At 66.7% G+C, this 21,675-nt stretch carries 22 protein-coding genes; 5 read left to right on the top strand and 17 right to left on the bottom strand.

Annotated elements, in window-relative coordinates; all coding sequences use genetic code 11:
• Position 1: 1 nt before the first annotated feature.
• Both ribB and aroC read right to left on the bottom strand, forming a co-directional pair.
• Complete coding sequence (ribB, locus tag QU595_RS03780; RefSeq protein ID WP_315919268.1) at positions 2-1,099, bottom strand: 3,4-dihydroxy-2-butanone-4-phosphate synthase; 1,098 nt, start codon at positions 1,097-1,099, stop codon at positions 2-4.
• A gap of 82 nt (positions 1,100-1,181) precedes the next feature.
• Entirely contained in the window at positions 1,182-2,300 is a 1,119-nt protein-coding gene (aroC, locus tag QU595_RS03775; RefSeq protein ID WP_315919267.1) for a chorismate synthase, read from the bottom strand.
• A 212-nt stretch (positions 2,301-2,512) separates the two neighbouring features.
• Between aroC and QU595_RS03770 the strand changes: the two genes are divergently transcribed.
• Complete coding sequence (locus tag QU595_RS03770; RefSeq protein ID WP_315919266.1) at positions 2,513-2,761, top strand: DUF1344 domain-containing protein; 249 nt, start codon at positions 2,513-2,515, stop codon at positions 2,759-2,761.
• A gap of 15 nt (positions 2,762-2,776) precedes the next feature.
• Here the strand turns inward: QU595_RS03770 and QU595_RS03765 are convergent, their stop codons facing one another.
• From QU595_RS03765 to QU595_RS03750, 4 genes are all read right to left on the bottom strand, one after another.
• On the bottom strand, positions 2,777-3,364 hold the full coding sequence (locus tag QU595_RS03765) for a histidine phosphatase family protein (protein WP_315919265.1): 588 nt from the start codon (positions 3,362-3,364) through the stop codon (positions 2,777-2,779).
• 49 nt (positions 3,365-3,413) lie between these two features.
• Complete coding sequence (gene fabI, locus QU595_RS03760; protein ID WP_315919264.1) at positions 3,414-4,232, bottom strand: enoyl-ACP reductase FabI; 819 nt, start codon at positions 4,230-4,232, stop codon at positions 3,414-3,416.
• A gap of 106 nt (positions 4,233-4,338) precedes the next feature.
• Positions 4,339-5,337 carry a J domain-containing protein gene (locus QU595_RS03755; RefSeq protein ID WP_315919262.1) on the bottom strand — a complete coding sequence of 333 codons (999 nt, stop codon included), beginning with the start codon at positions 5,335-5,337 and terminating at the stop codon, positions 4,339-4,341.
• A 113-nt stretch (positions 5,338-5,450) separates the two neighbouring features.
• Positions 5,451-5,891 carry an RT0821/Lpp0805 family surface protein gene (locus tag QU595_RS03750; protein WP_315919260.1) on the bottom strand — a complete coding sequence of 147 codons (441 nt, stop codon included), beginning with the start codon at positions 5,889-5,891 and terminating at the stop codon, positions 5,451-5,453.
• A gap of 105 nt (positions 5,892-5,996) precedes the next feature.
• Here QU595_RS03750 and pdxH point away from each other — a divergent pair, with 105 nt between their 5' ends.
• The gene (gene pdxH / locus QU595_RS03745) at positions 5,997-6,614 is read left to right on the top strand and encodes a pyridoxamine 5'-phosphate oxidase (protein WP_315919259.1); all 618 of its coding nucleotides are present in this window, start codon (positions 5,997-5,999) and stop codon (positions 6,612-6,614) included.
• 179 nt (positions 6,615-6,793) lie between these two features.
• Here pdxH and QU595_RS03740 read toward each other — a convergent pair whose 3' ends face one another.
• The 3 genes from QU595_RS03740 to QU595_RS03730 all read right to left on the bottom strand — a co-directional run bounded on the left by QU595_RS03740 (position 6,794) and on the right by QU595_RS03730 (position 9,692).
• Positions 6,794-7,546, bottom strand: coding sequence for a crotonase/enoyl-CoA hydratase family protein (locus QU595_RS03740; protein ID WP_315919258.1), 753 nt, complete (start codon positions 7,544-7,546; stop codon positions 6,794-6,796).
• Between the two features lie 28 nt (positions 7,547-7,574).
• Positions 7,575-9,350, bottom strand: coding sequence for an acyl-CoA dehydrogenase (locus QU595_RS03735; protein WP_315919256.1), 1,776 nt, complete (start codon positions 9,348-9,350; stop codon positions 7,575-7,577).
• 108 nt (positions 9,351-9,458) lie between these two features.
• Positions 9,459-9,692 (bottom strand): hypothetical protein, encoded by a 234-nt coding sequence (locus QU595_RS03730; protein WP_315919254.1) that lies wholly within the window; start codon positions 9,690-9,692, stop codon positions 9,459-9,461.
• Positions 9,693-9,718: 26 nt separating this feature from the next.
• On the opposite strand from QU595_RS03730, the gene QU595_RS03725 reads away from it, so the two are divergent.
• Entirely contained in the window at positions 9,719-10,870 is a 1,152-nt protein-coding gene (locus QU595_RS03725; protein ID WP_410000471.1) for a glycoside hydrolase family 25 protein, read from the top strand.
• On the opposite strand, the gene arsC is transcribed toward QU595_RS03725, so the two are convergent.
• Positions 10,871-11,284: an arsenate reductase (glutaredoxin) gene (gene arsC, locus QU595_RS03720; RefSeq protein ID WP_315919253.1), complete on the bottom strand. Its 414-nt coding sequence runs from the start codon at positions 11,282-11,284 to the stop codon at positions 10,871-10,873.
• Complete coding sequence (purD, locus tag QU595_RS03715; RefSeq protein WP_315919252.1) at positions 11,281-12,561, bottom strand: phosphoribosylamine--glycine ligase; 1,281 nt, start codon at positions 12,559-12,561, stop codon at positions 11,281-11,283. The genes arsC and purD overlap by 4 nt, the downstream gene beginning before the upstream one ends.
• Positions 12,562-12,828: 267 nt before the next feature.
• Here purD and ubiA point away from each other — a divergent pair, with 267 nt between their 5' ends.
• Positions 12,829-13,812 carry a 4-hydroxybenzoate octaprenyltransferase gene (gene ubiA, locus QU595_RS03710; RefSeq protein WP_315920680.1) on the top strand — a complete coding sequence of 328 codons (984 nt, stop codon included), beginning with the start codon at positions 12,829-12,831 and terminating at the stop codon, positions 13,810-13,812.
• A gap of 84 nt (positions 13,813-13,896) precedes the next feature.
• Here ubiA and QU595_RS03705 read toward each other — a convergent pair whose 3' ends face one another.
• The 3 genes from QU595_RS03705 to QU595_RS03695 form a co-directional block, all read right to left on the bottom strand.
• Entirely contained in the window at positions 13,897-14,463 is a 567-nt protein-coding gene (locus QU595_RS03705; protein WP_315919249.1) for a DUF6101 family protein, read from the bottom strand.
• A gap of 181 nt (positions 14,464-14,644) precedes the next feature.
• Positions 14,645-16,075, bottom strand: coding sequence for an FAD-binding oxidoreductase (locus QU595_RS03700; protein ID WP_315919248.1), 1,431 nt, complete (start codon positions 16,073-16,075; stop codon positions 14,645-14,647).
• A gap of 17 nt (positions 16,076-16,092) precedes the next feature.
• Positions 16,093-17,055, bottom strand: a complete 963-nt coding sequence (locus QU595_RS03695; protein WP_315919246.1) for an L-threonylcarbamoyladenylate synthase — start codon at positions 17,053-17,055, stop codon at positions 16,093-16,095.
• A 157-nt stretch (positions 17,056-17,212) separates the two neighbouring features.
• On the opposite strand from QU595_RS03695, the gene QU595_RS03690 reads away from it, so the two are divergent.
• Positions 17,213-17,650 carry a hypothetical protein gene (locus QU595_RS03690; protein WP_315919244.1) on the top strand — a complete coding sequence of 146 codons (438 nt, stop codon included), beginning with the start codon at positions 17,213-17,215 and terminating at the stop codon, positions 17,648-17,650.
• A 15-nt stretch (positions 17,651-17,665) separates the two neighbouring features.
• Here QU595_RS03690 and glyS read toward each other — a convergent pair whose 3' ends face one another.
• The 3 genes from glyS to QU595_RS03675 are packed head-to-tail and all read right to left on the bottom strand — an operon-like array spanning position 17,666 to position 21,429.
• On the bottom strand, positions 17,666-19,996 hold the full coding sequence (gene glyS / locus QU595_RS03685) for a glycine--tRNA ligase subunit beta (protein ID WP_315919243.1): 2,331 nt from the start codon (positions 19,994-19,996) through the stop codon (positions 17,666-17,668).
• A gap of 10 nt (positions 19,997-20,006) precedes the next feature.
• The gene (locus tag QU595_RS03680) at positions 20,007-20,432 is read right to left on the bottom strand and encodes an endonuclease domain-containing protein (RefSeq protein ID WP_315919241.1); all 426 of its coding nucleotides are present in this window, start codon (positions 20,430-20,432) and stop codon (positions 20,007-20,009) included.
• A 10-nt stretch (positions 20,433-20,442) separates the two neighbouring features.
• A complete protein-coding gene (locus QU595_RS03675) occupies positions 20,443-21,429 on the bottom strand; it encodes a glycine--tRNA ligase subunit alpha (protein WP_315919240.1) in 987 nt (328 codons plus the stop codon).
• Positions 21,430-21,675: the final 246 nt, after the last annotated feature.

Here is a 21,675-nt window from a genome sequence, read left to right as displayed (position 1 = left end):
GTCAAAGAATCTCGGTCCTGGCGATGTGGATGCCGAAGCCTTCGAGACCGACATAATGGCGTTCGCGCGAGGCGATAAGGTTGATCGAGGAGATGCCGAGATCGCGCAATATCTGCGCGCCAAGGCCGATCTCGCGCCATTCGTTCTCGCGCCGCCGCGCTTCCTCGTGCTCCTCGCGGTCCCCGGACGCGGGACGCTGGCGCTCCTGATGAGCGACGCCGACCGAGCCCTCGCGCAGATAGACGATGACGCCGCGCTGGCGCGCGCCCATCTCCTTCATGATGCCGTCCAGCTTGTGGCCGGTGCCGAACACGTCGGCCACTACGTCCTCAGGATGGAGGCGCACCGGCACCTCGACACCGTCGCGGATGTCGCCGAAGACGACGGCCAGATGGTGCATCACGTCCCATGGCAGCGTATAGGTGAACAGCTTGGCCTTGCCGCCGGGCGTCTCGATATCGGTGCAGGCGACGCGCTCGATCAGGGTTTCCTGCCGCTGGCGATAGGCGATCAGGTCGGCCACCGACACCTGCTTCAGGCCGTGCTCCTTGGCAAAGGCCGCGACATCCGGCCCGCGCTTGACGGTGCCGTCGTCGTTGACCAGTTCGGAGATGACGCCGACCGGCGGCAGGCCGGCAAGCTTGCACAGGTCCACCGCCGCTTCGGTGTGGCCCGAACGCATGAGCACGCCGCCCTCGCGCGCGATCAGCGGGAAGATGTGGCCAGGACGGACGAAATCCGACGGGCCGACATTGCCGTTGGCGAGGTTGCGCACGGTCAGCGTGCGGTCGTCGGCCGAGATGCCGGTGGTGGTGCCGTGCTTGAAATCGACGCTGACGGTGAAGGCGGTCGTGTGCGCTGAATCGTTGTCGGCCACCATCGGCGCGAGGTTCAGCCGCCGGGCGTCCTCGCGCAGCATCGGCGTGCAGACGATGCCGGAGGTGTGGCGCACGATGAAGGCCATCTTCTCCGGCGTGCAGTGCACGGCGGCGACGATCAGGTCGCCCTCGTTCTCGCGCCCGTCGTCGTCCATGACCACGACGATCTCGCCGCGCTCGAAAGCGCGGATGGCTTCGACGATTTTCTTCTGGTCGTACATGGCTCGCTACGCTCGCGGCAATCGGCAGTTGGCAATTGGCAATAGGGGAAGACCGGACAAAACGGAAGCCATAACCGACTGCCTATTGGCGATTGCCGACTGCCCTTTCCCCGACCTGCCCCCGATGCCGCAGATAATGGTCCGCGATGGCGCAGGCGACCATGGCCTCGCCGATCGGCACGGCGCGGATGCCGACGCAGGGATCGTGCCGGCCCTTGGTCATGACGTCGACGTCCTTGCCGTCCCTGTCGATGGAGCGGCGCGGCGTCAGGATGGACGAGGTCGGCTTGACCGCGAAGCGCGCCACGACCGGCTGGCCGGTCGAGATGCCGCCCAATATGCCGCCGGCATTGTTGGACAGGAACACCGGCTTGCCGTCGTTGCCCATGCGCATCTCGTCGGCATTCTGTTCGCCGGTGATGCGGGCGGCCTCGAAGCCGTTGCCGATCTCCACGCCTTTCACGGCATTGATCGACATGAGGTTGGAGGCGATGTCCTGGTCGAGCTTGGCATAGATCGGCGCCCCGAGCCCTGCGGGCACGCCTTCGGCCACGATCTCGATGAGCGCGCCCACCGAGGAACCGGCCTTGCGGATGCCGTCCAGATAATCGGCGAAGACCGGCACGGAAGCCGGATCGGGCGTGAAGAAGGGGTTCTCCGGGTCGTCGACGAAGTTCCAGTTCCAGTTGGCGCGATCGATCGCCTTCTCGCCCATGGAAATCAGGGCGCCGCGCACCACCAGCCCCGGCACCACCTTGCGCGCCAGCGCGCCGGCCGCCACGCGCGCGGCCGTCTCGCGCGCAGAGGAGCGGCCGCCGCCGCGATGATCGCGCAGGCCGTACTTCACGTCATAGGCGTAGTCGGCATGGCCGGGCCGGTACTGGCGGGCGATCTCGCCATAGTCCTTGGAGCGCTGGTCGACATTCTCGATCATCATCGACACCGGCGTGCCGGTGGTGAGCATGGTCTCGCCGTCTTCGTCCAAGACGAAGCCGGACAGCACCTTCACCTCGTCGGGCTCGCGGCGCTGGGTGACGAAGCGCGACTTGCCGGGCCGGCGCCGGTCCAGTTCGGCCTGGATCTCGGCGCGGGTGAAGCGGATGCCCGGCGGGCAGCCGTCCACGACGCAGCCGAGCGCCGCCCCGTGGCTCTCGCCCCAGGTGGTGACGCGGAAAAGATGGCCGAAGGTGTTGTGCGACATCGAAGAAAATCCCTTCCGGCACCGGGCCGGACGCAGCCGCGTTCTATTGGCGTTTTCGGTGGCGGTCAAACCATTGCCGATGCCGGAAAACCCTTGGACAACCGGGAGCCGCCGGAAAGCGGATTAAGTTTTGACACATTCGGCTGATTTCTGCTCTGTTCCGACGCCACGCGTCCGACCTGGAGGCGCGGGCACGAATCGAAAGGACCATCATGCGTATCCTGACCGGCGCCGTTTTCGCCGTATTGTTGAGTGCCACGGCCGCACTGGCCGGGCAGACAGAAGGCCATATCAAGAAGGTCGACAAGGACACGATGACGCTGACGCTGGACGACGGCAAGTCCTACAAGATGAATGCCGAGATGGACGTCGACGCGCTGAAGCCGGGCATGGACGTCGTCATCGCCTATGACGAGACCGACGGCCAGAACATCATCACCGACATGGAATTGCCGGACTGAGCCGGCAGCGCCGTCTCAAAGCCAGCGCAGGCGCCCGTCCTGCAGCTTCAGCACCCTGTCCTGCGGAATGTCCAGCGAGGCCGCCACGGCCTTGGGCGTATTCTCCACCAGCCTGAACAGGGTGCGGATGACACCGCCGTGCGTGACGCAGACCGTGGGGGCGGCAAGTTCCTCGAAAAAGGGGCGCACGCGCTCCAGAAGCATCTGGTAGCTCTCGGCCTGCGGGCCCGGCGGGCAGAAATCCCACTTGTCGAACGCGCGCTCGCGCTCCGCGCCGGGCGCGCGCCTTTCAAGCTCCGCGAAGGTGAGGCCCTGCCACTCGCCGAAATTCAGCTCCACCAGGCGCGGGTCCATGCGGTAGGCGACGGGGTCGAGGCCCATCGCCGCGCGCGCCAGTTCCATGGTCTCGCGCGTGCGCAGCATCGGGCTGGCGACGAAATCGAAATCGGCGGGAGAGGCGATCAGCTCCGACAGCCGGCGGCCGTTGCGCTCGGCTTGCCGTCTGCCCAGCCGGTTCAACTCGGTGTCGGCCTGCCCCTGGAGCCGGCCTTCGGCGTTCCAGTTGGTCTGGCCGTGGCGCACGAAGTAGGCGAGCGGAGGCATGGCGTCCCGACGGCTGGCGAGCAGTTGCGGCGAGCAGGCCGCGCGGCTCTCAATCCTTGATGACGGAGATGTCCGGCGCGTCCACGGCCTTCATGCCGACCACATGGTAGCCCGAATCGACGTGATGCACCTCGCCGGTGACGCCGCGCGACAGGTCGGAGAGGAAATAGAGCCCCGAATCGCCCACCTCTTCCGGAGTCACGGTGCGCTTCAGCGGCGAATTGTACTCGTTCCACTTCAGGATGTAGCGGAAGTCGCCGATGCCGGAAGCGGCAAGCGTCTTGATCGGGCCGGCGGAGATGGCGTTGACGCGGATGCCCTTGCCGCCGAGATCGACGGCCAGATAGCGCACGCTCGCCTCGAGCGCGGCCTTGGCGACGCCCATGACGTTGTAGTGCGGCATCACCTTCTCGGCGCCGTAATAGGTCAGCGTCAGCAGCGAGCCGCCGTCCGGCATCAGCGCCTCGGCGCGCTTGGCGACCGCCGTGAAGGAGAACACCGAAATGTCCATGGTACGCAGGAAATTGTCGTGCGTGGTGTCGACATAGCGCCCGGTCAGCTCGTCCTTGTCGGAAAAGGCGATGGCGTGGACGAGGAAATCCAGCTTGCCCCATTTCTTCGCCACATCGGCGAAAACGGCGTCGAGGCTGTCGGGATCGGTCACGTCGCAATGGCCGGCGACATGCGCGCCAAGCTCTGCCGCCAGCGGCTCGACGCGCTTCCTGAACGCCTCGCCCTGATAGGTCAGCGCGATTTCCGCGCCCTGGTCCCTGCACGCCTTGGCGATGCCCCAGGCGATCGACCTGTTGTTCGCGACGCCCAGGATAAGGCCGCGCTTGCCGGCCATGAGGCCCTGTCCACCCGCCATGTGAACGCTCTCCGCATGATTTCCGCTTCGGTGTGCCTATCGCACAGGCACACCCGGCCTTCAAGCTTCAAACGGTCGAAGCGGAAATGGAGGCTTCCGGTTCCGCTCAGCCCCGGCGGTTGCGCAGCAGCGATTCAAGCTCGCCGTCGCCGCCTTCGGGCAGCATGATGCGCATATGGGCATAGAGATCGCCCTGGCCGCCGGCCTTCAGCGGCAGGCCGCGGCCCTTGAGCCGCAGGACCTTGTCCGACGACGACCATGCCGGCACGTTGACCGCCAGCCGGCCCGTCGGCGTCTCGACCGCCACCTTGGCGCCCAGCACCGCATCGGCCAGCGGAAGCGGCACGTCCACATGCAGGTCACGACCCTCGATGCGATAGCGCGGATGCTTGCGCAGACGGATCTTCACCAGCGCATCGCCGGCCGCGCCGCCGAAGGGCGAAGGCTCGCCCTGCCCCTTCAGGCGGATGGTCTGGCCGTCCTCGACATAGGTCGGCAGCTTGACGGCGATCTTGCGGCCGTCGGGGAACACGGCCGTGACCTTGGGCGAGGTCGCGGCTTCCTCGACGGTGATGTCGAGCGTCACGTTGAGATCGGCGCCGGCCGTGGCACGGCCACGGGCACCCCCCATACCGGCGCCACCCATGCCGGCACCGCCACCGGCACCACGGGCGCCCTGACGCTGCTGCTGCTGGGCGAAGGCGTCGCCGAAAATCTGGCTGAAGATGTCGCCGGCGCCGTCGAACGGATCGCCGCCCGGCCTGCCGCTGCTATGGAACTCGAAATGCGTGGCTCCACCCGGCCCGCCGCGAGACTGGCGGAAACCGGCGAACGGGTCGCCGCCATGCGCGCCCTGGAAGCCTTCGAACCCCTGGAAGCGAGGCTTGCCGTCGGCGTCGATCTCGCCGCGGTCAAAGGCGGCGCGCGTCTTGTCGTCGCCCAGTATCTCGTAGGCCTGGTTGGCGGCGGCGAATCGGTCCTTGGCCTTCGGATCATTCGGGTTCTGGTCCGGATGATGCTTCTTGGCGAGCTTCCGGTAGGCCGATTTGATCTCCTTGGCCGAGGCGGTCTTCGCTACGCCCAATACTTCATAGGGGTCGCGCATGTGTCCTGCCTGCTCGAAGGGTGGAATTCAGAGTCTTCCCCTATATGAGCCCGCATAGGAACAAATTCCAGTGCCTCGCCGCCGGCCGTTGGAGAACCCCGCGGACACTGATCTCAGAGTGCGGTGAAATTGTCCAGCCGCCAGTCGCCTGCGTCCGACATGCAGGCCTGCCCCTTGTACATGGAGACGCCGTCGAAGCGTTCGCGCGAGACGCTGAAGGCGCGGCAGTAGCTGCCCTTCTCACCCGTCTGCACGAGGTTCGTCACCGAGCCGCGCGACCCGGTTTCGGAATTGGCCCAAGGCACGGGCTTGCCGCCCAATTCTTCCACGTCGACGGAGGAAACGGCGTTGCGGATCGTCGACTGGTCGGAGGCCATGTCGGGGTCTTGCGGCGACGGCGCGGAGGTCACCGAGCCGGTGACGATCGAGCGGTCGACATCCATCTTGTCCAGGGTGAAGCCGCCTGCCCCGCAGGCGGCGAGCAAAAGAGGCGCGCCGAGCACCGCCAATCTGAAACAGGCCGAAGCGAAAAGTCGCCCTGGCCGGCTGTACACGGCGCCGTCCAACCGTTTGAATGCGGCCCGGTCATCGGAATCGAACGTTTGCGCGGTGGGCGGCAACCGGCAAATCTCCCAAGCCAGCGACGGAATTAACAAACTATGAGCGAAACCGGGTTAACAAGCAGTGACTTTACCGAGGCGGCCGAGCCTTTTCTGCTTTTTAAGCAATGGCTTGAAGACGCTTCCAAAAGTGAGCCCAACGACCCAAACGCGGTCGCGCTGGCCACGGTGGACGCCGACGGCCTGCCGGACGTGCGCATGGTGCTCCTGAAGGGGTTCGACGAACACGGCTTCGTCTTCTACACCAATTTCGAGAGCGCCAAGGGCCGCGAGATCCTGGGCAGCATGAAGGCGGCCCTGTGCTTCCACTGGAAGTCGCTGCGGCGGCAGGTGCGGGTGCGCGGGCCGGTCGAGATCGTCAGCGACGCAGAGGCCGACGCCTATTACGCCAGCCGCCCGCGCGGCAGCCGCATCGGCGCCTGGGCCTCCAAGCAGTCGCGGCCGCTGGAAAGCCGCTTCGCGCTGGAAAAGGCGGTGGCCGAATACACGGCCCGCCACGCCATCGGCGACATTCCGCGCCCGAAGCACTGGTCGGGCTTCCGCATCGTGCCGTCCACGATCGAGTTCTGGCACGACCGGCCGTTCCGCCTGCACGACCGCATCGTGTTTTCGCGCCGGCCGGACGGCGGATGGGACAAGACACGGCTTTATCCGTGAGCCGCCGCCTTTACCCTCCCCCTTGTGGGGAGGGTCGATGAGCAATCGAAGCCCGGCGGAGATTGCGAGGCGGGGCGGGGGTATGACGCGCCCGACACCAGTTCCGCTTTGCCAGGATCTTTTACTCCCACCCGGCCGGCAAGCCGGCCGACCCTTCCCGCAAGGGAGAGGGTAAGGCGCTATCCCTTCTTCCGCTCCATGAACGCCACGAGCGCGGCGCGCGCCTCGTCGGATTTCAGCCGCTCGCGGAAAAGGCGCGTCTCCTCCTCGATGCGCGCCAGCAGCGGCTCGCGCGGGCTGCGCAGCAGGTCGCGGGCGATGCGCAGCGCTTCCGGCGGCTTGGCGGCGATCCGCGCCGCGGCGGCGAACGCCGCTTCCTCGAGCACGCCTTCCTCGACCAGTTCGTGGATCAGGCCCGCCGCCTTGGCTTCGTCCGCCGGCAGGTCCTCGCCCAGCGCCAGCAGCGCGAAAGCCCGCTGCTGGCCGAGCGCGCGCGGCGCCAGCAGGCTCGAACCGGCCTCGGGCACCAGTCCGAGATCGACGAAGGGCGTGCGGAAGACCGTGCGCGGCGTGGCGAAGGTCAGGTCGCAATGCAGGTTGAGCGTGGTGCCGATGCCGACCGCGATGCCGTCGACGCCCGAGACCATCGGCTTCTGCGCCTTCGCCAGAGCAAGCAGGAACTCCCAGACCTCCGACCCGCCCTCGCCGCCGGTGGCGACTGCGAGGAAGTCGGCCAGATCGTTGCCGGCCGAGAAGGCGCCCGGCACGCCGAGGAAGACGTGCACGCGCACGGAAGGATCGGCATCGCCTTCGGCGAGCGCCGCCGACATTTTCGCATACATGGCGCGCGTCAGCGCATTCTTCTTCTGCGGCCGGTTCATGCGGATGATCTGCACCGCGTCCCGGCGCTCGATAAGGATGTGATCGGTCACGAGGGTTCCCTTGCAAGTGGTCCGGAGATCAGCGGTCGATCAGCATCCGGCCGGCGGCCAGCAGGCTGCCGGCGCCGCCGATGACGCGCTCCTTCAAGGCGGCGGCCTCGCCGAGCAGGTTTTCGGCGAAGAAGCGACAGAGAGCGGCGCGGTTGCCGGACGGATCGGCCAGCGCCCCTCGCGCCAGATAGGCGCCGCCGGCGCAAAGCGAGATCATCCTGAGATAGGGCGTGGCGCCGGCAAGCGCCGTCGCGGTGTCGCCTTCCGCAAGACTGTCCTGCAGGAAACGCGTCGTTTCCGACAGGTCGTCCAGCGCCCGTTCGAGCAGATCGGCGGTGTCGCCCAGGTCGCCCATGTTGGAGGCGCGGGCGGCCGCCGCGACCGCGACCAGTTCATCGATATAGCCGTGCACATGCTCGCCCTCGCCGAGCGGCAGCTTGCGGGTGACGAGATCGATGGCCTGAATGCCGTTGGTGCCCTCGTAGATCGGGGCGATGCGGGCGTCGCGATAGAAGGCGGCCGCGCCGGTCTCCTCGATGAAGCCCATGCCACCGTGCACCTGCACGCCCAAGGACGCGACGTCTACCCCGACATCGGTCGAGAACGCCTTGGCGAGCGGGGTGAGCAGGTTGGCGCGGTCCTGCCAGTGGCGCGCCTCCTCGCCTTCGCAAACGCGGGCCATGTCGATGGCATGGGCGCAGGAATAGGCGATCGAACGCGCCGCCTGGGTCAGCGCCGTCATGGTCAAAAGGTTGCGCTGCACGTCGGGATGATAGGCGATCGGCGCCATGCCGGCCCCGTCATAGTCAGCCGACTTGCCCTGCCGGCGCTCGTTGGCATGGGCCAGCGCCTTCTGGAAAGCGGCTTGCGCAACCGCCACGCCCTGCATGCCGACGGCAAGGCGCGCATTGTTCATCATGGTGAACATGCAGGCGAGGCCCCGGTTCTCCTCGCCGACCAGCCAGCCGACCGCGCCGGGTTCCGCACCCTCGAAGCCGTCGCCATAGATCATGGTGCAGGTGGGCGAGGCGTGGATGCCGAGCTTATGCTCGATGCCCGAACAAAACACGTCGTTGCGGCGGCCAAGCGAGCCGTCTTCGGCGACCAGGAATTTCGGGACGAGAAACAGTGAGATGCCGCGTGTGCCGGCCGGCGCGTCGGGCAGGCGCGCCAGCACCAGATGCACGATGTTGCCGGTCAAATCGTGCTCGCCGTAGGTGATGAAGATCTTCTGGCCGAAGATGCGGTAGGTGCCGTCGCCGGCACGCTCGGCGCGGGTGCGCAAGGCGGCGAGGTCCGAGCCTGCCTGCGGCTCGGTCAGGTTCATGGTGCCCATCCATTCGCCCGACACCAGCTTTTCCAGATAGGTGCGCTTCAGATCCTCCGAGGCGTGTTTGTCCAGCGCCTCGACCGCGCCCATGGTCAGCGTCGGGCCGAGGCCGAAGGCCATGGAAGCGGAATTCCACATCTCCAGCACGGCGACGGAAAGCATCATGGGCAGGCCTTGCCCGCCATATTCGCGCGGCCCCGTCAGCGCGTTCCAGCCGCCTTCGGTCCAGCGCCTGTAGAGGTCCTTCCAGCCGGGCGGCATGGTCACGGCCGCGTCCTTCAGCACGGCGCCGGTCTCGTCGCCGATCTTGTAGAGCGGCGCGACCTCCTCGGCGGCGAAGCGGCCGGCCTCCTGGAGGATGGCATCCACCAGATCTTCGCCCAGATCGCCGAACCGCCCCGTGCGAAGGGCATCCCCGAGACCTGCGACATGCGTGAGCGTGAAGGCGATGTCCTCGACGGGGGCCTTGTACATGCCGCGTTCCTCCTTCGGGCGTGGCGAAATGGCGATCCGCACCACTATCGCGCCTTGCAAGACGCAGGGCCAGTCGTCATTCGGATCACCTAACCTTTTACGTAAACGTCAAATTTTGTCACGCGGTTTTTGCGCCGTCGCCTGTGGGCATCGGACGACCTTGGAAGCACAGGAAACCGGCAACTCCCCCGACATTATTGCCGCGTCGAATGCGGCCTGCCTTACCGGGCCGAAGAGGATCAGGGCGAGATCGAGAACGCGCCGCCGGCCGGCCGGCACGCCGCCAAGTCCCCATGCGTGGCAATTCGTTAACCATGTCGGTTCAGGATCGAAGCCGGTCATCAGGGTGGGCCAGCGAGGAACCGGGCTTGAACCTGAAAGCGCGATATAGGCTGCGCGCGGTGTTGGCCGCCTTCGCCCTTCTGGCGGCGGCTCCGGCAGACGCGACGGCTTCCGAGTTCTCCGAACCGTGGAAGAATCCCGACCGCGCGCTGGTAATCGACGCCTATGAATACAATTCCATCGACTGGCCGGCGCTCGTCTCCGACAAGCGCGTCGTCGGCTTCATCAACAAGGCGTCGGACGGTCTGGCGCCGCCCTATTCCTGCACCGGCGGCGAAACGGAAATCAGGCTGTGCAAGGCGCTGTGGAAGCGGCACGCGGTGGCGCGGGAGCTGTTCCAGACCCGCCGGACGCTCGCCAAGACGCTCGGCCTGAAATGGGGCGCCTACCACCTCGCAAGGCCGGGAAATCCGGTCGCGCAGGCAGACAATTTCATCGATTTCGCCGACCCCGCGCCGGACGATCTGCTCGCGCTCGACATCGAGGACAACGACCCGTCGAAATGGATGTCGCTGGAGGACGCCGAGGAATTCGTGCGGCAGGTGCACCGGCGCGCGGGGCGTTTCCCCCTCCTCTACACCAACGAGACGACCGCGCGCCACATTGCCGAGAACCGCGACCGCTACCGACTGCTGTCGCGGCTGCCGCTCTGGTACGCCCGCTATAAGCCCGAGATCGGCCTGCATTTCCCCAAGGGCAACTGGCACGGCTATGCCCTATGGCAGTTCTCCGCGCAGGCCAATTGCGGATCGGTGCACTGCCCCTACCGCGCGCCCGGCACGCCGGGCGACATCGACGTCAACGTCGCGCCGATGGCAGCCGACGACCTGCGCGGCGCATGGCCCTTCGGCGGGCTGATCGACGTGCCGCCGGACTATCTGGCCAGCGTTCCGGTTCCGGTCTCGCGCGAGGCGGCGCTGAAGGGAGACTTCGCCGTGACCTATGCCGCGGTCGCCGCGCCGCCAACGCTGGAGGAACTGGTTGCGGCCGTCGGCACTCATTGGCGCCGGTTCGCAGAGGGGTTCAGGCTGCCGCCGCCCGTCGCGCGCGGCCTCGGCATCGCCGACTATGTCGCGGCCTTGCGCACCCGAAGCGGTGAAGCGCTGGTTTCGGAAGCGGCAGCCGTCGATCCGGTGGTTACCGGCTCGATTTCGGCAGGCGCGCACCGGCCTCGCTGATCAGCCGTCCTTTCGAGCGGGCACGATCTCGCCGTCCTCCTTGACGAAATCGCCGATGTCGGGGTTTTCCAGCATCTCCAGCACCTTTTCGGAAGGACGGGCAAGTACCGCCCCTTTCCCGGTCAGGACGATCGGGCGATTGATCAGGATCGGGTGGGCGATCATGAAATCGATCAGCTCGTCTCCGCTCCATTTCGGATCGCCCAGGCCGAGTTCCTGATAGGGCGTGCCCTTCTCGCGCAGCAGCTCGCGCGGCGTGATGCCGAGCAGGGCAATGAGTTCCACGAGCCTTTCGCGCGACGGCGGCGTTTTCAGATATTCGATGATCTGCGGCTCCTCGCCCGAGGCGCGGATCATGGCAAGCGTGTTGCGCGACGTGCCGCAGGCAGGATTGTGATAGATGACGACCTTCAAGCCTGTTCCTCCCGCTCCACGGCCCGCCAGCCGATGTCGCGCCGGCAGAAGCCCTGCGGCCAGTCGATCAGGTCCACGGCCTCGTAGGCCCGCTTCTGTGCCTCGGCGACGGTCTTGCCGATGGCGGTCACGTTCAGCACCCTGCCGCCATTCGCCACCAGCGCCCCGGCGTTGATGGCGGTGCCGGCGTGGAAGATCTCGACGTCTTCGAGCGCCGCGGCAACGTCCACGCCTTCGATGACCGAGCCCTTCTCCGGAGCGGCGGGATAGCCGCGGGCCGCCATCACGACGGTCAAAGCCGCCTCGTCGCGCCAGCGCACCGACATATGCGCGAGCTGCCCGTCCGTGGCGGCGTTCAGGAGGACGAGCAGGTCGTCCTTCAGCCGCATCATCAGCACCTGGCATTCCGGATCGCCGAAACGGACATTGTATTCGATCAGCTTCGGCCCCTGGTCGGTGATCATGAGGCCGGCGAACAATATGCCCGAATACGGCGCGCCCATCTCGGCCATGCCGCGCATGGTCGGCTCTATGATCTCGCGCATGGTGCGCTCGATCATTTCGGGCGTCATCACCGGAGCCGGCGAATAGGCGCCCATGCCGCCCGTATTGGGGCCGGTGTCGCCGTCGGCCACGCGCTTGTGGTCCTGCGCGGTGCCGAAGGGCAGCGCGGTTCGGCCGTCGCACAGGCAGAAGAAGCTCGCCTCCTCGCCGGTCAGGAATTCCTCGATCACCACCTCGGCCCCGGCGGCGCCGAAGGAGCCGTCGAAGCAGGCTTCGAGCGCGGCCAGCGCCTCCTTCTCCGTTATGGCGACCGTGACGCCCTTGCCGGCGGCCAGCCCGTCGGCCTTGATGACGATCGGCGCGCCTTTTTCCTTCACATAGGCGCGGGCCGCCTCCAGATTGTCGAAACGGCCATAGGCGGCGGTCGGGATACCGTATCTGTCGCAAAGTTCCTTGGTGAAGCTTTTCGACCCCTCGAGCCGCGCCGCCGCTTTCGACGGCCCGAAAACGCGGATGCCCTCGGCGCGCAAATCGTCGGCGATGCCTGCCACCAGCGGCGCCTCGGGCCCGACCACGACGAGGTCGATCCTCTTTTCGCGGCAGAAGGCGGCCACGGCGGCATGGTCGGCGACGTCCAGCTTGACCAGCGCCGCATAGGCGGCGACGCCAGGATTGCCCGGCGCGGCGTAGAGCTGGGTGAGCATCGGCGAAGCCGCCATCTTCCAGGCAAGCGCATGTTCGCGGCCGCCGGAGCCGATGAGAAGAACGTTCACTGGATCACCCTGGGCTGACGGTTCGATGCCCTCCCGCTATTTGGCAGGACGCCCGAGGTCAAGCTTTTACGTGGCCGGCCCGGCGAAGCCCGGGCGGCCAATCCGGGACTCACCGGCCATAGCGGAACCGGCGGGCGGCAACTTCCAGCACTTGGGCATCACCGGTGCCTGGCCTATCGGCGCACGGTTGCGTGAGCGTCACATAGCCATCCCTTCCGTGCAGCAAGAATGCTTGACGGAAAGCTCCGGCGCTGGCACCCAACCGCGATGGAAACCATTCAGTCGAAAGTATCCCAGGGTCGGGTCGCGGACGCGCCCAGCGGCCATTGGGCCTATCGCCTTCTGCCGCGCAGCCTGTGGCCTTACGCGCAGCTTGCGCGGTGGGACAGGCCGATCGGCTGGCAATTGTTGCTATGGCCCTGCTGGTGGTCGGCCGCGCTCGCCGCCAGCGCCTATGCGCGGCCGGACGATTCGCTCGCCTCGCTTTTGCCGACGCCCTGGACGCTGGTGCTGTTCCTGATCGGCGCCATCGCCATGCGCGGCGCCGGCTGCACCTACAACGACCTGGTGGACGAGAACATCGACAGCCAGGTCGAGCGCACGCGTTCGCGGCCGCTGCCCTCCGGGCAGATTTCGCGAAAGCAGGCATGGCTCTTCCTTTTCCTGCAGGCGCTGGTCGGGCTTGCCGTGCTGCTGCAGTTCAACGGCTTCGCCATTCCGCTCGGCCTCTGCTCGCTGGCGATCGTGGCCGCCTATCCGTTCATGAAGCGAATCACCAACTGGCCGCAGCTCTTTCTCGGCCTTGCCTTTTCCTGGGGCGCGCTGATGGGCTGGGCGGCCGAGTTCGGCGACGTCGATGGGCCGGCGATCCTGCTCTATATCGGCTCGATCCTGTGGGTGATCGGCTACGACACCATCTATGCCCATCAGGACAAGGAGGACGACGCCATCGTCGGCGTGCGTTCCACCGCGCGCCTGTTCGGCGAGGCCACGAAGACGTGGCTGGCGGTGCTCTATGGCGGCGCGCTGATGTGCTTCGCCGTCGCGTTCGCCGCGGCGCAGGCACCGGTGGTGGCGCTGGCGGGCCTGATCGCCGCCGGCGCGCATATGGCGCGCCAGATCATCCGACTGGACATCGACGATCCCGACCAGTGCCTGCGACTGTTCAAGTCGAACAACCAGGTGGGCTGGCTGATCTTCCTCGGCTTGATCGGCGGAGCGTTGTGGGTGTCACTGAAACCGCTGGTCTGAAGCGCAAGCCTGGGCTCGCAGCGATCTTTTGGATCGCCACGAGCCGGTTCGACGGAACCCGTCCACACTTTTCCCGGAATTGCCTTACGCCCGCGCGATGATCTCCTCGCCGTCGATCACCAGCCTGAGGCCCAGATCCCCGGGCCGCCGCCGCGCCAGAAAGCGTGGCCTGCGCCGGGTCGAGATGCGGCCCTTGCGCCGTTCCTGCGGCGGCGAGGTCTTGACCCCGCCACCCAGCGTTTCCTCCAGGCTCCGGGCGACGCCGTCCGCCTCGATCAGCAGCATGGGCAGGCGATAGGCCTCGGCCCAGGCGCGCCAGTCGGCGGCGATGTCGTCGAGATCGTCCGCCACCAGCAGAGGCACCGACAGCATCGGGTCGTTGTGGAGCAGTTCCAGCGTCACGGTGACGCTGCCGTCCTCGTCTTCGAGGGCGCGCGCCGCGACGCCGCGGAACGCCTGCGCCGGCAAGGCGACGATGGCGGGAACGCCGCTCATTTCCAGCGTACGGCGGATCACCGCGCCGCGCTGGTCGATGGTGAAAGTGACGTCGCCATAGTCGTCGCGCGTGGCGTAGCTCACCACCTGCGGCAGGCGAAAAGGGTCGAGCCGCATAGCGCGGCCGGCCCAGACTGGCATCAGTCCGGTATTCATGCAGAGCCTTCCTGTCTCTCCTGAGAGCCGGTCTTCCGGTCTCCCCGGGCCAGTTTTCCCGGCCTCGTATGGGGAGAAGGTAGCGCCGCCTCCCTACCGCCGGGCTTAAGAAAGTCAGTTAAATTTTGCTGATCCCGCAGATGGTTATCGGAGCTTGACCACGTATCGATTCCAGCAACGGTCAGATAACCTTACCGGGGTTCATGATATTGGCCGGGTCGAAAGCCGCCTTCACCCGACGCATCAGATCGACTGCCATGGGCGGCGCCGTGGCGATCAACTCGTCGCGTTTGAGCTGTCCTATCCCATGCTCGGCCGAGATCGAGCCGTTGAACGACCGCACCACATCGTGCACGGCTTTGTTCATCGCATGGTAGAGGGCCAGGAACTCCGCATCGTCGCCACCCTCCGGCCGGGAGACGTTGTAGTGCAGGTTGCCGTCGCCCGCATGGCCGAAGCAGACAGGCCGGGCACCGGGACTGACGCGCTCCACCGCACGCGCCGCCTGTTCGATGAAGGCCGGGATATCGGCCACCGGCACGGAGATGTCGTGCTTAATGGAGGCGCCTTCGGGCTTCTGCGCCTCCGGCAGCATTTCGCGAAAATTCCAGAACGCCTGCGCCTGCGACAGGCTCGCGGCGACGACGGCGTCTTCCACCGTCCCCGCTTCCAGCCCCGCAGCCAGGATCTCCTCGATCTGCGCGCGCGCGTCCCCCGCCGAGCGGCCGGACGAGATTTCGATCAGCGCATACCAGGGCCAATCGGCCTGCAGCGGCCGCACCACGCCCGCCGCGTGGCGCAGCGTGAAATCATAGGGACGCCGGCCAATCAGCTCGAACGCGGTCACGTCCGGCCCGGCGCGGTCCAGCGCCAGCGACAGCAGCGCCAGGGCGGCTTCCGGCGACCGGAACCCGGCAAAGGCCACTTCCCTGCCCTTGGGCTTCGGAAACAGCTTCAGCACCGCGGCCGTGATGACGCCCAGCGTGCCCTCGGCCCCGACGAACAGGTCCTTCAGGTCGTAGCCGGTATTGTCCTTCTTCAATTTGCGCAAATCGTCGAACACCTCGCCCGTCGGCAGCACAACCTCAACGCCGAGGCATAGTTCCCGCGCATTGCCATAGGCCAGGACACCGGTGCCGCCCGCATTGGAGGAAAGGTTGCCGCCGATCTGGCACGAGCCCTGGGAAGCCAGCGACAGCGGAAACAGCCGCCCGGCGGCGTCCGCCGCTTCCTGCAAGGTCTGCAGGATGACGCCGGCCTCCACGGTCGCCGTGTTGGAGAGCGTGTCGATCTCGCGGATGCGGTTCAGCCGCGACAGGGACAGGATGATCTCGCGCCCAGAGGCGTCCGGCACCTGCGCGCCGACGAGGCCGGTGTTGCCGCTCTGCGGCACGACGGGCGTCGCCGTCTCGGTGGCCAGCTTCATGATGCGGCTGACCTCGTCCACGCTGCCCGGCCGCAGCACCAGCGAGGAGCGGCCATGCCACAGGCCGCGCGGCTCGGCGAGGTAAGGCGCGATGCCGTCCTGCGCGCGCAGCGCGTGACGGTCGCCGACGATCGCCACGAAACGCTGGACCAGGTCCGAGTCGAGTTCGAAGGCGTCGTCGTCCATAAGAAAAACCTATGCGGTCACGCGGGACCGTCACGCGGTGCGGCCGCGCGCGAAAGCCTGTCGTTGATCGCCTCGCCGAGTCCCTGCGCGGGCACCGGCTCCGCCGCGATGGTGGTTGCGCCGCTGCGATCCAGTTCATGCATGTAGGCGAACAGATTGGCCGCCGCCTCGCGCATGTCACCTGTTTCCGACAGGTTCTTCACCGCCACAGCCTGTTTCCAGCCTTGCACGCGATGCGGCCCGAACGCCAGTAGGGCCTCGCCGGGATTCACAACTAAAACGTTCAATTTCAGGAGAGCGCGCGGTGCATAATGGGAAGCGAGCATGCCCGGCGCCTGCACGCCGGTCGCTCCTCTGGCCAACGCCGTCCCGGTGACGGCTTCGATGTCGCCGGCGGCCGTGCCGCCCGGCCTGAGCAGGTGCAACGCCCCGTCCTCGACCTTCACGATGGTCGATTCCAGGCCGACGGGCGTCGCGCCGCCATCGACCACCAGCCTGATGCGCCGGCCGAGATCGGCGGCGACCGCCTGTGCCGTCGTCGCGCTGATGCGTCCGGACGAATTGGCGCTGGGAGCGGCCAAAGGCCGGCCGAGCCGCGCGATCAGTTCGCCGCCGAAGCCGCGCGGCATGCGCAGCGCAATGGTGGAAAGCCCGGCCGTGACCAGCGGATGGATGCCGGCCTCCTCGCGCAGCGGCAGCACCAGCGTCAGCGGTCCCGGCCAGAACGCTTCTGCAAGCCTGCGCGACAGGGGATCGAAGCGGCCGATGCGCTCGGCCATTTCCATGTCGCAGACATGCGCGATCAGCGGATTGAAGCGCGGTCTGCCCTTGGCCTCGAAGATGCGCGCGACGGCCTCGCCGTTGGTGGCGTCGCCGGCAAGGCCGTAGACGGTCTCGGTCGGGATGGCCACGACATCGCCGGCGCCGAGCAGCGCCAGAGCGCTGTCCATAGCCTCATCCACGGGCAGAATTTCGGCCAAGATCGCCACCTCGCTCAAAAGGGGTTGCCTATAACGGTGGCGGCGATGCGGCAAGGGCGACAAAAAACGCACGATGGCTAAAATGCAGCGCATCCTCGCAAGCCGATCTCAATTCCCGGCCGCCATGGTGCCACGCAGGGCAAACGGGGTTCACGGCATGCGTATCGTCGCACTCGGCATCCTGGGGTTCGGCATCCTGGGGCTTGGCCTGACGGCCGTCAGCGCCTCGGCCGGTTCCATCATCACACCGGAAACCAAGCAGGCTCCTTCGGCGCCCTCCGTGGTGGTGCTCGGTGCAAACACTTCCGCCCCGCTCGCGGCGCGGCCGTCGCCGGTCGCCACTCCGTCGCTGATCGTATTGGGAGATGCGCCGCCCGAGGTGGCCGACGAAAAGGTGGCGGCCATTCCCCGCCGGAGCGGTCCGACATTTTCCCCGATGGTCATCCGGGGCGGCATCGTCGGCAGCGCCTTCGCCCAGGCCACAGCGCCCGCCCAGCCGGCCGAGAAAGCGAGCGGCTCGGAACCGAAGACGCTTCGGGACGCCGTCACCCAGGCCGCGGGCAAGGCACCGGCACTGCCGACGCCGCTTTACTGACGTTCGCCGACAGTCTCAGCCGGCGATCCGGGAGAAGTCGGCCACCTCGCCGGTCGCCGCGCGGATGCGGGCCAGCAGCGCCAGCCGGTTCGCGCGCACGGCCTCGTCCTCATCATTCACGAGAACTTTCTCGAAGAATGAATCAACCGGCTCGCGCAGCGCGCTAAGAGCGAGCATGGCGGCGGAAAAGTCAGTGTTGCGAATCGCTTGCGCGGCTTCCTTCTCGGCCTGATTCACCGACGCGAACAGCTTTTCCTCGATCTCCTCGCGAAACAGGCCGGCATCGACGGCGTGCGCGATGCGCGTGCCCTTCTTCTCCTCGGCCGCAAGGATGTTTGCCGCGCGCCTGGTGCCGGCCAGAAGATTGCTGCCGTCTTCCGTGTTGAGGAACACCACCAAGGCCTCGACCCGCCGCGTCAGCAGAAGCAGATTGTCCGCCTCCGGCGTCACCACGGCGTCGATGAGGTCGTAGCGCGCGCCGAGTTCGCGCAGATGGACCTTCAGGCGGTCGTGGAAGAAGGCGAGCAGGTCCGCTCCCAGGAGGCCGGCCTTTTCGGCAGCTTCCTCGCGGATGCGCCTTTCATAACCGGCAATCGCGTTGTCGAGGTCTTCCTGACCGTCGACATCGCCGGACTTCTGCGCGGCCAGCATGGTTTCATATTCGCTGAGCAACTTCTGGATGCGCGCCTCGTCGTGCCAGGCGAAGGCCATGGCGAACAGTTTCGAAAGCTCGATCGTCCATTCCTGCGACAGCACGAGGCGGATGACGCCAAGCGCCGCTCTGCGCAGCGCATAAGGGTCCTTGGAGCCGGTGGGCTTCTCGTCGATGGCCCAAAAGCCGGCCAGCGTGTCCAGCTTGTCGGCCAGCGCCACGGCAACGGCAACCGGATCGGCCGGCACGCGGTCGGACGGGCCCTGCGGCTTGTAGTGATCCTCTATGGCTGCCGCGACCGAAGGATGTTCGCCTTGCAGCGCCGCATATTTGCGCCCCATCAGGCCTTGCAGTTCGGGGAATTCGCCCACGACTTCCGTCTGCAGGTCGGCCTTGGCCAGCAGCGCCGCGCGCTCGGCAAGCACGGGATCGGCGCCGACCAGCGGCGCGATCTCGCGCGCCAGCCGGCGGATGCGCTCCACGCGCTGCCCCTGCGTGCCGAGCCTGGCGTGGAAGGTCACGCCGAGGTGGTCGAGCCGTGCCATGCGCTGGTCTAGCGGCTTCTTCAGGTCCAGGCCGAACTTCTGCGCCGAGTCCCGCAACTGGTCGAGGTCGGGCAGGTCATGCTGGTCGGTCTTCCAGAAATAGAGCGCGTCCGACAGGCGCGCGCGCACGACCTTGCCGTTGCCGCGCGCGATCTCGACGCCGCCGTCCTTCGCCTCGATGTTGGAGACCAGCACGAAGCGGTTGGACAATTCGTCCTCGCCGCCGTCGCGCGGACGCGCGACGAAGCATTTCTGGTTGGCGCGGATGGTGAGGCGGATCACCTCGGGCGGGATCGACAGGAAGTCTTCCTCGAACTCGCCCATCAGCACGACCGGCCATTCGACCAGCCCCGCCACCTCCTCCAGCAGGCCCTCGTCCTCGACCAGTTCGAGCCCGCTGGCGAAAGCGAGGTTCTTCGCGTCGGCCAGGATGCTCTGCTTGCGCCGTTCGGCGTCCAGAACCACCTTGGCCGCGTCGAGCGCCGCCGCGTAATCGTCGAAGCGCCTGACCTTGATCGGCCCCGGCGCGTGGAAGCGGTGGCCATAGGTGACGTTGCCGGAGCGTATGCCGTCGATCTCGAAATCGACCACCACCGGCTCCCCGGTCTCGGGACCGAAGGTGCAGACGATGGATTGCAGCGGCCGCACCCAGCGCAGGGCCTCGCCGCCGCGCCCTTCCACGCCGCCGTAGCCGATGCCCTTCGGGCCGGACGCCGCGCCCCAGCGCATGGACTTCGGCCAGGGGAAGGAGCGGATGATGCCGGGCATCACCTCGGCGATGATCTCCTCGGCCGAGCGGCCCTCCTTCACGATGTGGGCGACGTAGAAATCGCCCTTCTTCGGATCGGAATGGACATGCGCATCGGCCATGGAAGCCAGGCCGGCCTTGCGCAGGAACCCCTGGATCGCCTGTTCCGGCGCCTTGGTGGACGGGCCCTTGATCTCCTCGCGCACGTCCTTCGAGCGCGCGGTCAGACCGCGGATGTCGAGCGCCAGGCGGCGCGGCGTCCAGTATTCGCGCGCGGCCTCGTAGATCAGGCCGGCATCCACCAGCGCGTCCGTCAGCAGCTTCTTCAGGTCGCCGGCCGCCTTGCGCTGCATGCGGGCGGGAATCTCTTCAGAACGCAATTCGAGAAGCAGATCGGGCATTGAAGGCTCCTTACCCTCCCCTGGATGGGGAGGGTCGGCGCGGCAGCGCCGAGGTGGGGTGATTTTCGGTAACGAGGCTGCGCCGTTCTTCGACAGCCGCGTAGATGGAGTCAAGAACGGATTCCAGTTCCTTCCTCACCTCGTGATTCCAGAAGCGGACGACCCTATAACCATTTTCCACGAACCAGCGGGTGCGACGTTCATCGTGAACCTTCTGGTGCCCTTCGGCATGATGGGAACCATCGATCTCGATAACCAGTCCTAATCTATGGGAGACGAAATCAGCATAGTAGGGGCCTACCGGAGCCTGCTTGCGGAAATGCGTACCCTCGACGGGAATGCGCCACAGAAGATGCCAGACGATCCGCTCCTCGTCGGTCAAGGTCGCACGCAATCTGCGAGCCGATGCGATGCGGAACCTGTCGAGTTTCGGCATCCCGTCCCCTTCAGGCACCCCCACCTGCCGCTGCGCGGCGACCTCCCCCATCGAGGGGGAGGTAAGAGAACCCGCCGGCATCGGTCAAAAGGAACGCCTCGCCGCAGGCCTTGGCGAGGTTGCGCACGCGCAAAATGTAGCTCTGGCGTTCGGTGACGGAGATCACGCCGCGCGCGTCGAGCAGGTTGAAGACGTGGCTTGCCTTGATGCACTGGTCGTAGGCCGGAAGCACCATCCGGTGCGGCTGGCCCTCCGACGCAGGCGCACCGGCCGCCAGCAGCGCCTTGCATTCGCGCTCGGCGTCCTCGAAGTGCTTCAGCAGCATCGCGGTATCCGCGAATTCGAAATTATGGCGCGAATATTCCTGCTCGGCCTGCAGGAAGACGTCGCCATAGGTGACCTTTTCTGCCCCCTCGCGACCGTTGAAATTGAGGTCGTAGACATTGTCCACGCCCTGCACATACATGGCCAGCCGCTCGAGCCCGTAGGTCAGTTCGCCGGCCACCGGCGCGCATTCGATGCCGCAGACCTGCTGGAAATAGGTGAATTGCGACACTTCCATGCCGTCGCACCAGCACTCCCAGCCAAGCCCCCAGGCGCCCAGCGTCGGGCTTTCCCAATCGTCCTCCACGAAGCGGATGTCGTGCAGAAGCGGGTCGATGCCGATCGCCGCCAGCGAGCCGAGATAAAGCTCCTGCAGGTTCGGCGGATTGGGCTTCAGGATGACCTGATACTGATAATAGTGCTGGAGTCGGTTCGGGTTTTCGCCGTAACGGCCGTCCTTCGGCCGGCGCGAGGGCTGCACATAGGCCGCGTTCCAGGGCCTTGGACCCAGCGAACGCAGCGTGGTGGCGGGGTGGAAAGTGCCGGCGCCGACCTCCATGTCGTAGGGTTGCAGGATCACGCAGCCGTGCCTCGCCCAATAGTCGTGCAGCGTCAGGATCAGCCCCTGGAACGAGCGGCTGGGATGCATATGGGCGGGAATATCGGCGGTCACGGCGGCCTCGGAGGGTGCGGCGGGAATGCGCCACTCCCTAGAGGCGGCGCCCGCCAGCGTCAAGGTGAAGGCAGGTCACGGAGCAGCCGGGCCGAGCTGACGAGCCGCCCGGCCGAGGTCTCGCTGTTTCGGGAAGGTTCATCGGCACGATGAATTTGCAGCGCGAAACCGGCTCCCGGCCGGGGCCCCGCTGCCTCCGGCAGCTCCCCGGCGTTCGACACCTGCCATGATGCCACCGGCATCATG

Source organism: Mesorhizobium sp. SP-1A (assembly GCF_032460275.1).
In the GTDB taxonomy this organism is placed as follows: domain Bacteria; phylum Pseudomonadota; class Alphaproteobacteria; order Rhizobiales; family Rhizobiaceae; genus Mesorhizobium.
This window is presented reverse-complemented; position numbering and strand designations above follow the sequence as displayed.